This window comes from Sporomusa sphaeroides DSM 2875 (assembly GCF_001941975.2).
GTDB classification, from domain to species: Bacteria; Bacillota; Negativicutes; order Sporomusales; family Sporomusaceae; genus Sporomusa; species Sporomusa sphaeroides.
In genome coordinates this window covers 1339254-1355001 of record NZ_CP146991.1, presented here as the reverse complement: position 1 = coordinate 1355001, position 15748 = coordinate 1339254, and the positions used below count along the sequence as shown (strand labels likewise).

The window sequence follows — 15748 nt, the reverse complement described above, 5'->3', positions numbered from 1 at the left end:
AATGAAGTCACCACAACACCATTTACCGAAAGGAGACTGCAAACATGTCCAAGGAAATTATACAGTTGAACGAGGAAATCATCAAGGGAGAATTAAAAGAACTAGTACGCAGCAGCGTGGAGGAAACACTAAATAATCTTTTGGATCAGGAGGCTAGAGATCTGACCCAAGCGGCCAAATACGAGCGAACCGAATCACGACAAGGGTATCGCTCAGGTCACTACGATAGGAATCTAACAACCACCTCCGGGAATGTAACCCTTAAAGTCCCGAAACTCAAAGGCATTCCTTTTGAAACGGCTATCATTGAACGGTATCGGCGTAGGGAAAGCTCTGTCGAAGAAGCCCTTATTGAAATGTATCTGGCCGGAGTTTCTGTTCGTAGAGTTGAGGATATTACCGAGGCGCTATGGGGCACCAAAGTATCCCCATCCACCATCAGTGAGTTAAATAAGAAAGCGTATGTCCATATCGAACAATGGCGGAGCCGCCCGTTGCAAAGCGGGAAATATCCCTACGTTTATGTAGATGGCATTTATCTGAGGCGCAATTGGGGCGGCGAATATGAGAATGTAAGCATACTTGTAGCTATTGCAGTCAATGAAGATGGCTATCGTGAAGTCATCGGTGCCGCCGAAGGCATGAAAGAAGACAAAGCGAGTTGGACAGAGTTCTTCAAATGGCTGAAAGGCCGTGGCTTACATGGTGTTAAACTTGTTATTGGGGACAAATGCCTTGGTATGTTGGAAGCTGTGAACGAAGTATTCCCTGAAGCAAAATACCAACGTTGCACCGTTCATTTTTACCGGAATGTATTCTCCGTTGTTCCACGTTCCAAAGTGAAAGTAGTCGCCAAAATGCTAAAAGCCATTCATGCTCAGGAAAGTAAGCAGTCCGCCCAAGAAAAGGCTAAACAGGTAGCTAAAACTTTACTAGAAATGAAGCTTAAGGAAGCTGCCGCTAAAATAGAAAACAGCATTGATGAAACCCTCTCTTATACAGAGTTTCCCTTTGAGCATTGGACGAGGATCCGCACCAACAATGTAATTGAACGACTAAATCGGGAAATTAGGCGTCGGACGCGGGTAGTTGGCACCTTCCCCGATGGCCAATCGGCTCTCATGTTGGTTTGTGCCCGTCTTCGTCACGTTGCCGGAACCCAGTGGGGCAGCAAAAAGTATATGAATATGAAACACTTAGAAACTACCGGCCTTGAGTCGGATTTTAGTGCTGACTGATTTTACTTAATACGGATTGCAAACTAATTTGCGAAACTATCTTGACGGTACCTTAATACCTCCCAGTACTTTGATAACGTTTACACTCCGTAATCCCCTATATATTTTTTATTCCTTAAAACTATAAGAACTCCTGTCAAATTATCATAACTTTGACAGGAGTTCAACGTTTTCGCCATTACCAATGGTACAGTTCTCTATCGGTCCAAACAGTGCTGGAAGTAGCAATGAGGTCTGTCCTCATTGCTCCGTAATAAATTTGATCTTTTCCCACTTCGCACATATGTTCTTAGATTTATCTCGCATGTCTAAATGCCATTTGCAGTAATTTTTCTTGTCAGAATCAGGCAAAAATGTTTACAAGTTCAAAATATATTGCTGAAAAGGTTAAAATATGACCTAGTAGAGACCTGTTTCAAAGGACTCAACCCTTATCATATAAAGGTTGAGCCCTTTTTTCGCCATTACTAGTGATACGGTTCTTCGTTGAGTGGATAACAACGAAAAACTAACGACGGATATTATTATATTCGTTTATTGCATAAGAATCGGTCATGCCCGCAATAAAATCAGTAATATTTCTTACAAGCACTCTGTTTTTCAGAAAATATTCATTCTCTTCCAAATCACGATCTTCTTTATTTGCTTTTGCATTTATGATTTTGCGCCATTCTTTTTCAATAATAAGTGGGTCACCTTCTTCAAAGTCAACAACATTTTTTGTGATTTTACGAAAATCTTGCATTATTCTACGAAGTGTGCCTCTATGTAATAAGCGCGGATTATTATAATATGAAGCAAAAAGAGATTCAATTACTGCCGCACCATTACTATCAAATAAAGACACTTCTCCACTGTTAATAACTTTTTTTGAGATAATCTTTTCAAGATAATCACAAAGATTTTTTCCTTTAAGAGAAAACTCGATAAGCAGTTTGTCAACTTTATGTCCATTTTTCTCAAATTTAGATTTTCCATCGGCTAAGAGATAACTATCGATATTCGTATTAGATTGAGTAAGTACGTCGTTTATAAAATAGTATATAATTCTTGATGATATACGTTCTTGCAACAGTTCATCATCGTCAGCACCAAAGTGGTTAGATTTTTTTGCTTCGATGAAACCTTCTTCTATTTGTTCAATTTGAGTTTTTAACTCGTGCATTTTTCCAAGAAGCAAATAATTTTTGAGTTCCTCAACTGTTAGTCTTTTAGCGGAAAAGGCATCTTCTAAATCATGGCTTCGCTGAGCAATTTCGTCCGCAACCCTAACTACTTGCCCCTCTAAGGTATATGGAACTACTTGCCCATCTGGGGTACGTGGAATAGGTTCACTATTCAAATATGCATGCAATGTACTAGATGAAACAAAATTAATAAGGGGGTTATTGGGCAAGTTTGTTTTGGTATGTTTCCAAATACCATCAAGAGTTTGAAATGACAGATTCAATCCATCAAACTCAATATATTTTTCCTCCAACCTGGTTGCTACCCTAAGTGAATGATAGTTATGCTTAAATCCCCCATAGGTAGCCCCCTCTTCTATAACACTTTTTAATAAAGGCTTTTCTCCAGTTAATACTGCATTTAGAGTTCGTTCACCCTGATGTCCAAATGGAGTATGTCCCATATCATGGCCTAAAGCAATTGCATCCGTCAAGAAGTTGTTCAATTTAAGGGCATTGCTTATCCCTTTGGCAATTTGGCTAACTACAATCGAATGTGTCATGCGTGTTCTATAGTGGTCGCCCTTTTCAGCTGAAAATATCTGTGCTTTATCTACCATTCGCCTAAATGCTTTTGAATGCACTATACGCTCATAATCTCTTTGAAATTCCCCGCGATTGTATTCTGCTCTAACAGATGCATATTCTCTAATACAGTATTCATTTCGTTGGGCCAAGGAGTGTAATGATTTTTCTTCATCTACAACAGTATATGTATCTATTTGCAATATCTCAGTATTTTTATATAAAGGATAGGTAATAAAATTCATTTGCTTAACCAGGCTTGGAGAGTTTTCAACGGATATATAAGAGGCATAATCAAAGTCTTGAGTTAAGTCAATTTCAGAACAAGACAGAAAATTCTCGATAACTGATTGGTTTAAAACCTTTTGTAAAATTGATACTCTTAGTGAAAGGCTACGCTCTGAACCGCATTTAGTACCTGAACCAAGATAAAGATATTCTACTTTCTGCTCAGCACCTATCTCAGAAAATACTAAAATATAAACAGGATAAGAATCATCCGACAAACCTCTCACTGCCGCCTTATCAGAGCCACTTCCTGTAACGTTAAAATGTCTTTCTTCTCCTTTGGTATTGTAACTTTCTTCTAAAAATTTAAGAGAAGGTAAAGAGTTCTTCGCTTTTATCATAATAAACTTGCTCATGAAATCACCCCTATAAATATAGTGTAAACTGCAGTAATTCTCTACAATCTATCTTTAGCAAATCATGTTAAAGCTAAAGGGACAGGTTACTCGTCCCACGACATCCTATTACAATACACTTTTTGCAAACTCATCTCCGCAATCCCATGAATTCAATCACAGCTATAGCATAATCCACAAAATTCCTCCTACAACTAAAAAACTCCTGCCAAATTATCACAAATCTGACAGAAGTCCTTATCCAGCACCTCTACCAATGGTATTTCTCTCCATATGGGTCAAACAGTGCAGAAAAGGGGTAATGAGCCTCCCTCTCTTCCACTGCATTGTCTACGGGGCGAGGTTTCGACTCGTAATAATACGTGCTTCGATTCACTTGTAGGACGTTGCACAATGCTGATACTGAGTACTTGTGGGCATTTTGCCGAATTACAGTTACTTTCGTCCTAAGATCAGCGCTGCTTGCTTTAGGATGTCGTTTTCCATCTTCAGGCGTTGATTTTCTTTGCGAAGCTGGATTAATTCATTTTCCTCTGTACTTCGGTTATCTGCTTCTCGAAAAGATCCTGTGGACTGGCCTTGCTTTAGCCAACGATCAAATGCACTTTCGGTTAAATCATATTCTCGTATGATTTCTGATCGTGGTTTACCGCTTACATATAACTGTACCATTTGATTTTTAAATTCATCTGTGTATTCTCGCCGTTTTCTTCTGGTCATAGTTACTCTCCCATCATTGTTATCTTTCAGTTTACTACCCCTTAAGAAAACTGTCCACTTTAGTGTAGCCTATCCAATATTGCCTGCTACTATATTAAGTTGGCTTTTAAGCCGCTCTAACTGTCTTCCTGCCTCATAATACCTTTTGTGTCGGATATCGAGCCTTTCCGGCTCAGTGATGGTATTTCTCTCCGTATCATACGTAACGGCGAATTTTATTAATGTTGGACAGTAGTTCTGATCACTGATCGGCTACCAGCGATATGCTTATTTTTCTTTTTTCTGCTATAAGAGCCACTTCCCTTTCCATCTGTTTCTTGTATTTTTCGATCTCGGCAAGTCTCCATGCTAGCTGGTATTCGGTAATAAAATTCATATTATCCAATTTCTCTAGAATTTTTGCTTTTTCACGCCTGAATGTGCTTTCGTATTGCATTAGTTTCAGCTTACCAAGCGCGGTGTTAATAGCTTCTAGAGCTTCATTTTCTTTAGCGATTAACGAGAGTGCCTGTGCAAATCTATAATACCAAAAGGAATCCCTCTTCTCTTCAGAAAACTGAATAAGTATCCTTATAGCATTATCTCCCTCATTAAGAAGAATATAATTTTCTGCAATTTTGATACCTTCGAAAGGGTTGCATCTATCTTCTATCTTTGCATAGTATGCTTTAGCTTGGCTAAAGGTAGAGCGAGCTAAAGCTTCATCAGGTGATTCATCCCATAGATAACATTTTCCCATTTCCTTATATAATTCACCTGCTACAAAGGCCCACCTCCCAACATTCTCCTCGGAGGGAATAGGCATTTCCCTAATTATTGCTTTAGTTCTTTCGGGGTATTTATATGTGAGGTGACCAGAAAGATTAGCCAATACCCTAAACGGTTGATCGAAACTCTCGTTACAACTCAGGAATAACGCTGTCTCTAGCAAATCGCTATCATCTAAATATGTATCCCTTAAATCACTATATTCTTTTGAACGCAGATCTTCAAAAGCACCAAGAATAGTAGTCGGGCTAACAGAATTATTATCAAGTTTAAATGACTCAAAGATCTGTTTTAAGTATGTTTTCGACGTTTCAATATCTTCCTTCTTGTAAATTCTAGCAAGTTGCAACCGAGCAGCGAATTCGGTTTTTGGATTCTGTAAAGATTCATTAAAATACTCCTTAGCAGCTTTGCTGTTATGTAAAGCTTGCAAATAGAACTTACCGAGATGATGTTTTACCTGAATTATGACATCACCAGGCAACTTTTTAATATTGATACATTGAATTAGTTTTTCTACAGTACCCTCAGCCAATTCACTCGGAAACTCCCCACTTCTAGCTCTATAATCTCTCCTTTCAACCTCAAATAACTCTACTAGCGAGATTAGTGAATAGTAATCCACTTCGGTATATTCATAATCATTGGCCAGAAGCCTCCGATAGTCAATTTTTGAAATGAGATCAACATCCAGTTCTCCGTAACCAACTATATGAAGATAGCAATATAATAAAATACCTAATTCAGGGTTACCATTAAGTAATTCCATGATTTTTGCTTTGTGAGTATAAAGCCCCTTAAAGAAAGCAGGACTTTTTTGTTCAACATGAGCTTCAAAGAATGTACGAAACTGTTCAATAAAATCGCGATCTTCGATATCTGCGCGCATAATACTGCTATATACAATATCGTGAACCTTAATTCCCTTGTTGCTATGCAAAGTCAGTAAACATCTCTTCTTTAGCTTGTTTATCCCAATTTGTTTTATCAAGCTCTTAAGAACACCAAAATCAATCGTTTGAGTATTGAGCCATCTGATAGCAGAAAGTTCAATGGATACAGCATCAATATGTCTCCCAATTACCCTATCACATATCCTATTACAACGATAGTCTTCATATTCAGTTAAATAGTCAATCTCATTATCAACATCTTTCCAAGACAACTCATTCAAGTATACCGAAGCATTTATAAGTGATAGCAATAATGGGTGCCCGCCTACATTAGAGTATATTTTGCAAAAAATATCCCTAGGACATTGTTCATTCAAATCTTTGTTCAGTAGATTATAACTTTCATCTTCATTCATAGAGTTTATGACATGGCAATCAACACCAGCATCTTCCAGTTGACTGGTAACCAATACTTTTGAGCCAGCCTTACACTTTTCTGCTAAAGCTTGGATTATACTAACAGTATCTTTTTCAAGTCCATCGATTATGACAAGGGTTTTATGTGTGTTAAGTAACCCGAGTAAATTTTGATTTACTCCCAGGCGAGAGATTAACACTGACCTGAGATTGTGGCAATGGACATCGGCTCCATCTAACCAAACGATTAGATCAAACTGCTCCTTAATCCTATGGCACACTGAAATTACTAAACTTGTCTTTCCAATACCACTAATACCAGATACCAATAAATGGTTTCCATTATCCATTTTATTGATAATATCTGTTTCGTCGCTGGTTCGAGCAATATAACCTTTGTCTATGGAGGGTACGGCGTTAGTAATACTATGTGTATCTAAGAGTTTTCGTAGTAAAGGGAAATAATCCACAATTTTTTCGATCACAATCTCCTTCATAAATAGATGATCCAATAAGTATTCAGCCACATCTCTCACATCGTATATGATAACACTTCGATTAGTGAATTTTTGGATTCTGTTGCACAATTTTGCCAATGCCATCCCTGCGCTCGGCCCTTTACTCTGGTTCGAGAACAGATGAATTACCTGCACCTGTGGAGCAAGCTTGATCGCATGGCGAATATCGTTTCTAATCTTGTTAAACTTTCCTTCAAAATACCCCTTCTCGGTACTATACTCACCCACTATTCTTGCTAAATTATTGTAGGAGTCAAGAGTATACCCTACGGATTTTCCCTGAATATTATGTCCACGCATTTGAAGCTGCTGACCACACATATCTTCAAGAATAATATGACCGACAATCTCTAGTTCAGTGCCATCTAAATTACTGAATTCATCACAAATCTCAGCTAAGCAGTATTTTCTATAATTCGGGTTCATTGCTCCTCCTTAGTTTACAATAAGATTGTAGCACTTCCGCAATTTCTTTTTTCCTCCTAAGTTACTACCACATTCTTACTAAGATTTGAGTGTGGTATTTGATATTAATGTCCGATAATAGCCATTATAAAAAAATATCCCATAGCTTACTTTTTTAGTAAGCTATGGGATATTTTCTCTACCTAACATAATATATCCTTCTGTATTTTTACATATAGCAACAAAAACTTCGCTTTTAGGTGTTTACTAATTTAGCGATAGCAGCTCCATTTCATCTATATCAGTAGAAAATCAGTACTGATTTTCTACTTGACAAAATCCAGCCGTACGGTATTAGTGGTTGCGGTCTCCCCGACTAATCTTAAGCGAGCATGTTACTTTAACGAACATGACACCAGTGGCACGTACTATAGCCACAACTAAAAAAAATCGGTTTGTCTTCTTCCTCTTCCTTAGCCTTGGCAAACGCTTCTTCGCCCCACGGATACCAATCTATCGGATTATGCGCGTGCTGCAATAGATATGGACTCTTTTCGTTGACTAGGTGGTTAATGTGCTTTTCAGACATCGGCTTCACCTCGTTTTTATGGGTATTGTTTAGGATTTGCTTGCGGGTGGGTTTACATACGCTATTAAATGGATATCGATTATTTGTTAGGTGTTATTCTTATTGTAATTAGTATTTTGTGGTAAGTCAAGGTGTTTAAAACGTTCAAGTCGCTATTTATTAGCGACTTGAACGTTTTCCAATGGCTTTCTGCCGTAGATCTTCATATTTTTAATAACTAAAATAGTACTTATTTTGCAACTGCTACTTCGGCTGTAGCATTGTCCAATTCCATTTCGATATAATCAACTATTAATTTATCAAAAACCGGCAAGAGGATTTTATGAGGTGAATTTTTCCGCTCCCACTCTATTATATTCTTACATAATTCAGTCTTCGCAAAATATAAACTCTCATATGAACAATGTAAAATATTCTCAAGTTCTGATGGTAGTATATGGAATGGTAAAACAGTCTTACCTTTTGTTTTATTCTTTCCGATTAAGTATCTAAAAGCAATTGAAAGTATTCTCACTAATTGATGTCCACAACAAACTAACCACACATTTAGATTTTTCGCTGCTAGCTTTGAAAGCTCTGTTTTTAAACAAGCAATATCAAAATGCGTTTTTGTAGTTATACCAGCAATCTTAATTAGCTCATCAATATTTATAGTTAAATCCTTCTCATTTACAAATAAATCATAATCTAACATTTTAAAATCAATACCTAAATTATTGTAATTTGAGAGATATTTTAAAAAACTAACAGGTTGACAACATTCTAATAAGAATGACCGCAATTCTTTTCCCATTCTTTTTTCGAATAATAATATTTTTTTAGGATCTCCCCATCTTTCCATAACTTTATCAAATGCTGGGGATGAAATAATCATAGTCTCTAAGTTATTAACATCTGTATATAAAACATTTTCTTTTCTGGGTTGTGGATTTAGTGTTTCAAAATCCAAATCTACACAAGCAAGTACTCCATTGGCTTGTTTATATCGTTCTAGAAAGGCAATGACTTCTTTAGCTTTTCCTTTTCCTCCTGTCGGTTGAATTATGCAAGTATCGTTATCTATATAGGATTTATATATTTTATAATCCGTTTTTCCCTCCACAAGTAAATAACTGCCTTTGAATTTTCTACGTGACTGCATAATCATTCCTGCAATAGTTTCTGGTTTAGCAGACTCTAACATTCTATATTCCCCTCCAAATCGACAGTAAGATCCCACCTACTACTCGCAATCGCAGGGGAATGCGTAGCTATTAAGATATCAAAGGAACTCAACTGAATAATTTCTCCCAAATTAGCTAAAAATTCTTGTTGCCATGCTATGTGTAATGATATCTCCGGTTCATCAATTAATACTAATGAACCTGGTTCTATATTAAATAATAACTCATACATAAGAACAATTTCATGTTGTTCTCCAGATGACAACATTTCAAGCTCCAGGGGATCACCATTTCTATTTTTTAAACTGATGCCTATTTCTCGGTTGCAGGATATTTCCTTATATGTAAACAATCCATTGATTATATTAGAAAAGGCTTCTATTTGAGCTGCAATTTTATCCAAAACTTTTAATTTTTCCTCATTATCTTGAACGTATAAAGACAAAATCTTTCTTTGAGTCGAGTCAAATTTTAAAGGAATCTGAAAATCAGTGGTCTCATCCATATCAAGTAATCCTGCATTCATAAAACGTAACCGTTTTTTTTCTAATTCCTCAAGTCTTGCATTTAACTCTTCATTATTAAGCTTTTGAACCGATTGTTTTTTGGATTCCAATAGGCGTTGTGGAAAAGTTCTATCTAATGCTTGAGAAAACCGGGCAAAATTTGATAACTCCTTTTGAATTGCGCTTGCTATCTTTTTACTAATTGTAAGAATCATAGGTACTGGTTCACGATTTCTAGATTCATATTCACTTACTCTGTGACTAGACGGTTTATTCTGTAATCTATTAGTATCAATAAAACGTACTCTTACTTTGTTTGATAACTCGTCAAACCACGGAGGTTCAAAATCAAGCATATTGGATTTTGTACTTGATGGTAGCAATCGAACTATTCTATAACCCCATCTATCCAAAACTGCTTGAATATCTAATAATTCACCAGTTTCAATATCCGACCATTTATTAACACCATTTCTACTTATTTCCGGAATTTCTCTTTCTATAACTCGCGGAGGAATATAACGCATTACGTCCTCAGCCCTTATAGATAGCTTTTGATGGAATGGTTTGTATATATTTTCACCCTCTTCATTTGTATACGTAAATAGAAACGTTTCTATTCTTCCTAGTTTTCCTTCTTTATCAATTACTTTTGCAATCTTTAATAATGAATTATCTTCAAATATAACTTGAAATTGTTGAAAGGGGTAGGTTTTAATTACGTCAATTCTCGATGAAAATAGGCTATGTAAAACTCTTAGCATTGCTGTTTTTCCGAAACCGTTAGGTCCGTGAACAATAGTCATATGCTCATTTAAGTTTAGTGGAATTACATGATCAAACATCCCGAATAATTTACTTACAGAAATCTGTTTAATTCTCATTTGTATACACCTCCCCAAATATAAGCGAATAAGCAATTAAAACTTTCAAGAACTCAACCTTTCCTGTAGAATTTTTAATATTATAACTACTTCGCATTTGATACTTTTACTATTTGCCATAAAAATACAAAAACCTGTCAGATTAATACAAATTTAGCAGGAGTTTAAATTTTATTGTAATTATTTATACAAAATATCCAACCTTACTCCATTATCTTCCCTATCATATACAATCCGCTCTATTAATAGCCTAAAAGCTTTATTCTGTTCTTTGGATCAATATACGCCTTAAATTCATCATCCGCTTCTTTACCATCTCTACCATCCCAGATTAACCTGAGATGCCTGGTATTTTTAATAGTGTCCCTTGAACAGAAGGTCTGGTCAAACCTGTGTCAATGATTTGTCTAAGGTTCATTACAATGCCTTCCTGAGAATAATCTACCCAACAAATCTAAGCATTAGTTTGATTATCTTGTTTCCAATTTTTTGTAAAAAGGAGTTTATCCTTTGAAAGCTGTAATACTTTACATGATTCAATCAACTGTGCAGTATCTTTACTATATGAGCTCAATTTATCTATTGCAATAAAAACCTGCTTTCTACTCTTGCTGTAAATGTCTACAATATTCTCTAAAGCAAGATTTTCGATATTTTTGAGTAGTGGAAGATCATGAGCAATTGCTGGTAAGCATGTTAAATCCAACAACGCTAAATCAAAAGTGACTAAATTAGCAAAAGCAGTACCCGTTCCAGTATCTCCATAGGTATTAAAAGTGTATTTATTGCCATGAATATTAAGTGTAGGTGCACGTCGGCCATCAATATAAATTTGCTTATTGATTTCATGCATTTTTATATTAATTTGACTGCACATTTCGTCAAGGACTTTTTCTTTTAAGATATCTAGATTTTCAGTTGCACTCTTTATGGAATCATCTAAGTTTTCCTTTTTTGTAAAATACCCATTTTCATCACCTAGCTGATTAATTTGTGCTGCTAACTCAATGATTTTATCGATAGCAAATTTGGGTGCATTTTGTATTGTCAACTTAGAATTAATTGTATCATCCAAAATAAGAATTTGTTTTTCAATCTCTAATATTTCGGCCTTAACTTCTTTTTCTGCCCAGAGTAATTCTTCTTTTAGGATTTTAGTAATAGATTCATGAAACGAATCAACTTTTTCTACTTGTTCAACATTAAAGCTTGGAAAATAGTTAAGCAGTTGTTTAAGTTCAGGTTGAATGTTGATATTCTTATTCTTGAGATTTGTTTGAGTGCGAATTAATCTGTTCTTTAGTACATTAACCTTTGTAATTAATGTACTTTTTTCTTTTCGCAGCGATAATACCTCTTTTGATATAAGAGCTTCGATGTCTGCAGATGCACTAATTATTTCAGTCTTTAAAGCTTCCAATTGCTGATTTAACTCCACTATCCTTTTTTCGTTTTTATTAAATATAGTTTTTGTTACCCGTGGAATCAAATCTTTTTTTGCAGCTTCTATTAATATAGCCCGTTCATCGGTTAATTTTTCAATTTGCTCCTCAAACTCTTTTATAATCTTAAATTTATCAAAAAGTTTAAGCAGAACGATTATCGAATTTGCTGCTGCTTCTTTTTCAAAATATTGTATTGGCTTTCTTTCATTGAGATTTTCTTTACCATATATTCTGAAATATCGGCCAACTATATTCCGAAAAGTTAAATCTTCAAGTCGACATTTATATTTCTCTTGTAAAAGATTTGTATACTCTTCAACTTTAATGCGTTTTTGTATTTCATATCTATCGTTGCAAACAGCTATAAATTTATATTCGTTGGTAGTTCTTATAAAATACAATTTTTCATCAGCAAATTCAAACAGAAACTTAAATTCATGGTGTCCTAAATGGTCAATTGCATCATGATTTTTCTTTATATAATCTTCTCCGCCAAAAAGGAAATCAATAATCATTAGCAGCGTTGATTTGCCAATAGAATTTGATGCAATATCATCGCCTACAACAGCGTTTAATCCATCATCAAGTATAATTTCCTTTTGAACAAACTTATCACAAATTATCTGTTTTAACATATGTAATTACCTGCGCCTTTTCATTAAATTCAACTTTTTCAAGAGTAAAAAGAACATCTAATGCTAAAATATATTGATTTATATCTTCAAAGTTATTCTTTACTTTATTATAAAGACTGCTAATGCTTTGATCTTCTAAACTGACTGCATCAAGAATATAAATCATTTTTGCAATAATGCTATCTTGAAATCCTATCAACTTATTGGGTAATATCATGAGAATACCTCACAATCTTGGATGAAATATGCGACGACAATTTCACACGCTTTTCTAGAATAGGAATCCGTCTTTTCGTCAATCCAATCAACTAGTGAATTATATACATATTCTTGATTGGGATTAACCTGCATACATTTGTAGTAAAAACCTTTGATTTGGGCAGCCAGTGTATTAAATTTATATGGTGTAACTTTATCAATTTCAATAAAAAGCCTTCTAATGTAATCGAAATAATCTACTACATCTCGTTTAATAGATCGTTTAATTGCAAAGGGTAGCGTATCATTCGTTTTTTGATCAACTTTTAATGATTCATAACTTAATTGAACTAACTCTGATTCAAGTGATTGTGTGTTGAGCTTTTCCAATATTTCTCTGATTTCAGCTTCGATATTAAAAATCACATAAGTGCTTTTAACTTCTGTATCTTGAATTAACTTTTGTTTGAGTCGAAACCATTTCTGATATTCGTCAATAGTACGTGGAGTATCAAAAATTTTATGACATTTGCGACATACAGCGAGTACATTCTTAAGATCATTTACATCTGAGCTTAATCGTTGTTCCTGAGCCAATAGTACAACTTCTTCTGGGCGAGGGTTAGCCGGATAAATATGAGCAACTTCAAACGTCTTATGAATCTGATTGTTCTTTTTTCTATGTGTTAAAACATCCCCACAAATTGGACATCTGCCATTCACTTCGTTATAAAGAATCATTTTTTCATTATCTGAAAATTCTCTTCGATTATCTTGCATAAATTTCACCCACATTCCAAATCTTTGGCTCAATTGGGACGATTCTGCAGAATCAGTCCATATTACTAGATTTATCAAGTTAGAAACTTCCCTACAAAACGCAAAAACTCCTGCCAAATTAATACAAATTTAGCAGGAGTTTCACTTATTATTGACATTTTCAATTATCTGTACAAATCATTGACAAAGATTTACATTTCTGAACATATGCTTACTTCAAACTAGTTATATCTTTAGTTATTCAGTTAGCTCCTTTAATAGCTTCTTTCCTCTACTTATCATAGCCGGACTACCGTTGTCTATTACTTCCTCGATTTTGCTTATTGCCAAAAATATTATTTCATTGTGTTTTTTTGCTATATCAGTTAAAGCCTGTAGTGAGTTGACTTTTACTATTTTACTTTGACTGTTGTCTATCCATTCAATTAGTAAACTAACTACTTGCGAAATTTCTTCCTTCTGAAATTCCAGTCGCGAGAACATTTGGGCAATATGCCATCGTACTTCTTGTTGCCTAACTTGCGAGATCTCGTCTATTAGTCGTTGTTTGAATGGTTGAAGATATTCGGGATAAAGACGTGATACCTTTTCAATAGCATCGGCGGATCTCATCCTAATAAGCGCATCATCACTTAACATTCTGTTAAAAACTTCTATAAACAGATTTTTGTCATTCAAAATATCTGTAACTACTTCCTCGGCTTTACCGATTGACCGCAGATCTCCGCCCTTTAACTTATCGTAAATTTTTGACATAACGTCCTCCTGAATATCCTCCCAAGTTACCTCCAGCGACGTGTATAAGGTAACTCCCGGACTTTCTTTCGAGTAAAATTAATAAGAGGCTGTAGCAGAAACATTGTTAAAGTATGCAGAGCATATGAGTAAACGAGCAGTATACTGCCCCAGATAATCAGAACTTTTCCAACTAGGTCTTCCGGGTTTGGTAATAAATCCAAATAGCCCAAAAGAACAATTGTAGATATAATGATTATCCCAGACAGTATGCCATAGGCTGCAATTACAATCATTGCCCAAAAGGTAAACATCTATAATCCTCCATCTCTACATTGATTAAGAATGAATGCCACGTGTAACGGCTTTATACTTCATTTATACTGATTAATAAGCTTAGACTCAACGCTATCATACTCAGTATTGTAGTATGTACATGAGGAATAGGAATATTAACAGGCTCTTTTTCGATAATATGCATGTGCTCTTTGTAAAACCATATAAATAGATACAATTATGTCTCATCCTTAATAATTATATTCCCGCAGGACTTCAAAACCCCTGCCAAATTAATACAAAAATCCTGCACTACCTATCGAGAGGTAATGCAGGATTGCATTGTTTCTGACATATTTGTTCACGCTAAAAGTCTGGCTTATCTGAAATATTATTTCTTTTGTGAGTAAACTAGCAGTTGCATTTCCTTATGCGACGCCGGTACATATTTATCAAAGTTACCAAATGTATCTTTGATAATCATTTGTCTTGATCTAAAGATATTTTCTATTTCGTTTATTGAATATAATCTAATACTTGAATCTGCTGCCAATTCATCAATTCTTGGTTTTTTAGCTATCTCTCCAAATTTTATGCTCCATACTCCATATAGCATCCGTCGATTTTTTTTGTCCCAATGAAACTCTGGAAGCGAAAGCTCTTTCTCTCCAATATCCCAATTTCGCTTTGGAAAATGCATTTCAGCATGTTCTGCATTACATATATTCATAAAGTGCTTTCCATTCTTTTTAAGTGAATTTGCAATTAAATCAAATATCTTAAGATTCTCTTCATCATTTTCAAGGTATCCAATTGCACCATCTGCCATATTTAAAACAACGTCGAATTCATTTTCAAAAGAAATATTTCTCAAATCAGCACAGATAAATTCCGTATTCAACTTGCCAAAAGAAGAAATTCTTCTAGCTTCTTTTATATACTCAGGTGTAATGTCAACACCAACTACTGAAAAACCTCTTTTTGCGAGTTCTATTGCATGTCTACCAAAACCACATGCTAAATCCAAGATTCTTTCTGTTCCTGATAACTCCATAATATCAACAATAAAATCAATTTCATCTTTAGTATGTTCAACCCAAGACATATCTTGAATATCAAGTGACCATATTTTTTTGTACCATTCTGGACTGGGTTTATATAAAATACTCATTAACGAACCTCC

General features: G+C 35.1%; 11 protein-coding genes and 1 pseudogene. 1 reads left to right on the top strand and 11 read right to left on the bottom strand.

Going from position 1 to position 15748, the window contains the following annotated elements:
• The first annotated feature begins 44 nt into the window (after nucleotides 1-44).
• Nucleotides 45-1238, top strand: a complete 1194-nt coding sequence (locus SPSPH_RS05895; protein ID WP_075754137.1) for an IS256 family transposase — start codon at nucleotides 45-47, stop codon at nucleotides 1236-1238.
• A gap of 508 nt (nucleotides 1239-1746) precedes the next feature.
• On the opposite strand, the gene SPSPH_RS05890 is transcribed toward SPSPH_RS05895, so the two are convergent.
• The 11 genes and pseudogenes from SPSPH_RS05890 to SPSPH_RS05840 all read right to left on the bottom strand — a co-directional run bounded on the left by SPSPH_RS05890 (nucleotide 1747) and on the right by SPSPH_RS05840 (nucleotide 15736).
• Nucleotides 1747-3633 carry a deoxyguanosinetriphosphate triphosphohydrolase family protein gene (locus SPSPH_RS05890; protein WP_075754135.1) on the bottom strand — a complete coding sequence of 629 codons (1887 nt, stop codon included), beginning with the start codon at nucleotides 3631-3633 and terminating at the stop codon, nucleotides 1747-1749.
• A 313-nt stretch (nucleotides 3634-3946) separates the two neighbouring features.
• Nucleotides 3947-4353: pseudogene (locus SPSPH_RS05885) on the bottom strand (transposase); the annotation flags it as partial.
• A gap of 241 nt (nucleotides 4354-4594) precedes the next feature.
• Entirely contained in the window at nucleotides 4595-7375 is a 2781-nt protein-coding gene (locus tag SPSPH_RS05880; protein WP_075754130.1) for an NB-ARC domain-containing protein, read from the bottom strand.
• A gap of 379 nt (nucleotides 7376-7754) precedes the next feature.
• Nucleotides 7755-7943: a DUF255 domain-containing protein gene (locus tag SPSPH_RS05875; protein ID WP_083945428.1), complete on the bottom strand. Its 189-nt coding sequence runs from the start codon at nucleotides 7941-7943 to the stop codon at nucleotides 7755-7757.
• Nucleotides 7944-8172: 229 nt separating this feature from the next.
• Nucleotides 8173-9126: a DUF4435 domain-containing protein gene (locus tag SPSPH_RS05870; RefSeq protein WP_075754128.1), complete on the bottom strand. Its 954-nt coding sequence runs from the start codon at nucleotides 9124-9126 to the stop codon at nucleotides 8173-8175.
• Nucleotides 9120-10496: an AAA family ATPase gene (locus SPSPH_RS05865; protein WP_075754126.1), complete on the bottom strand. Its 1377-nt coding sequence runs from the start codon at nucleotides 10494-10496 to the stop codon at nucleotides 9120-9122. The genes SPSPH_RS05870 and SPSPH_RS05865 overlap by 7 nt, the downstream gene beginning before the upstream one ends.
• A 454-nt stretch (nucleotides 10497-10950) precedes the next feature.
• Nucleotides 10951-12576 carry a DUF2326 domain-containing protein gene (locus SPSPH_RS05860; RefSeq protein WP_075754124.1) on the bottom strand — a complete coding sequence of 542 codons (1626 nt, stop codon included), beginning with the start codon at nucleotides 12574-12576 and terminating at the stop codon, nucleotides 10951-10953.
• Nucleotides 12554-12793, bottom strand: a complete 240-nt coding sequence (locus SPSPH_RS05855) for an ABC-three component system middle component 7 (protein WP_075754122.1) — start codon at nucleotides 12791-12793, stop codon at nucleotides 12554-12556. The genes SPSPH_RS05860 and SPSPH_RS05855 overlap by 23 nt, the downstream gene beginning before the upstream one ends.
• Complete coding sequence (locus SPSPH_RS05850) at nucleotides 12790-13554, bottom strand: ABC-three component system protein (RefSeq protein ID WP_075755984.1); 765 nt, start codon at nucleotides 13552-13554, stop codon at nucleotides 12790-12792. Before SPSPH_RS05850 ends, SPSPH_RS05855 begins: the two co-directional genes overlap by 4 nt.
• 237 nt (nucleotides 13555-13791) lie before the next feature.
• Entirely contained in the window at nucleotides 13792-14310 is a 519-nt protein-coding gene (locus SPSPH_RS05845; RefSeq protein WP_075754120.1) for a hypothetical protein, read from the bottom strand.
• 646 nt (nucleotides 14311-14956) lie between these two features.
• Nucleotides 14957-15736: a class I SAM-dependent methyltransferase gene (locus SPSPH_RS05840; protein ID WP_075754116.1), complete on the bottom strand. Its 780-nt coding sequence runs from the start codon at nucleotides 15734-15736 to the stop codon at nucleotides 14957-14959.
• Between the last annotated feature and the right edge of the window lie 12 nt (nucleotides 15737-15748).

Excerpts from the sequence above, each read along its gene's own strand:
- SPSPH_RS05880 (WP_075754130.1), bottom strand. The coding sequence starts at position 7,375 with ATGAACCCGAATTATAGAAAATACTGCTTAGCTGAGATTTGTGATGAA.
- SPSPH_RS05875 (WP_083945428.1), bottom strand. The coding sequence starts at position 7,943 with ATGTCTGAAAAGCACATTAACCACCTAGTCAACGAAAAGAGTCCATAT.
- SPSPH_RS05860 (WP_075754124.1), bottom strand. The coding sequence starts at position 12,576 with ATGTTAAAACAGATAATTTGTGATAAGTTTGTTCAAAAGGAAATTATA.
- SPSPH_RS05845 (WP_075754120.1), bottom strand. The coding sequence starts at position 14,310 with ATGTCAAAAATTTACGATAAGTTAAAGGGCGGAGATCTGCGGTCAATC.
- SPSPH_RS05850 (WP_075755984.1), bottom strand. The coding sequence starts at position 13,554 with ATGCAAGATAATCGAAGAGAATTTTCAGATAATGAAAAAATGATTCTT.
- SPSPH_RS05870 (WP_075754128.1), bottom strand. The coding sequence starts at position 9,126 with ATGTTAGAGTCTGCTAAACCAGAAACTATTGCAGGAATGATTATGCAG.
- SPSPH_RS05855 (WP_075754122.1), bottom strand. The coding sequence starts at position 12,793 with ATGATATTACCCAATAAGTTGATAGGATTTCAAGATAGCATTATTGCA.
- SPSPH_RS05890 (WP_075754135.1), bottom strand. The coding sequence starts at position 3,633 with ATGAGCAAGTTTATTATGATAAAAGCGAAGAACTCTTTACCTTCTCTT.
- SPSPH_RS05840 (WP_075754116.1), bottom strand. The coding sequence starts at position 15,736 with ATGAGTATTTTATATAAACCCAGTCCAGAATGGTACAAAAAAATATGG.
- SPSPH_RS05895 (WP_075754137.1), top strand. The coding sequence starts at position 45 with ATGTCCAAGGAAATTATACAGTTGAACGAGGAAATCATCAAGGGAGAA.
- SPSPH_RS05865 (WP_075754126.1), bottom strand. The coding sequence starts at position 10,496 with ATGAGAATTAAACAGATTTCTGTAAGTAAATTATTCGGGATGTTTGAT.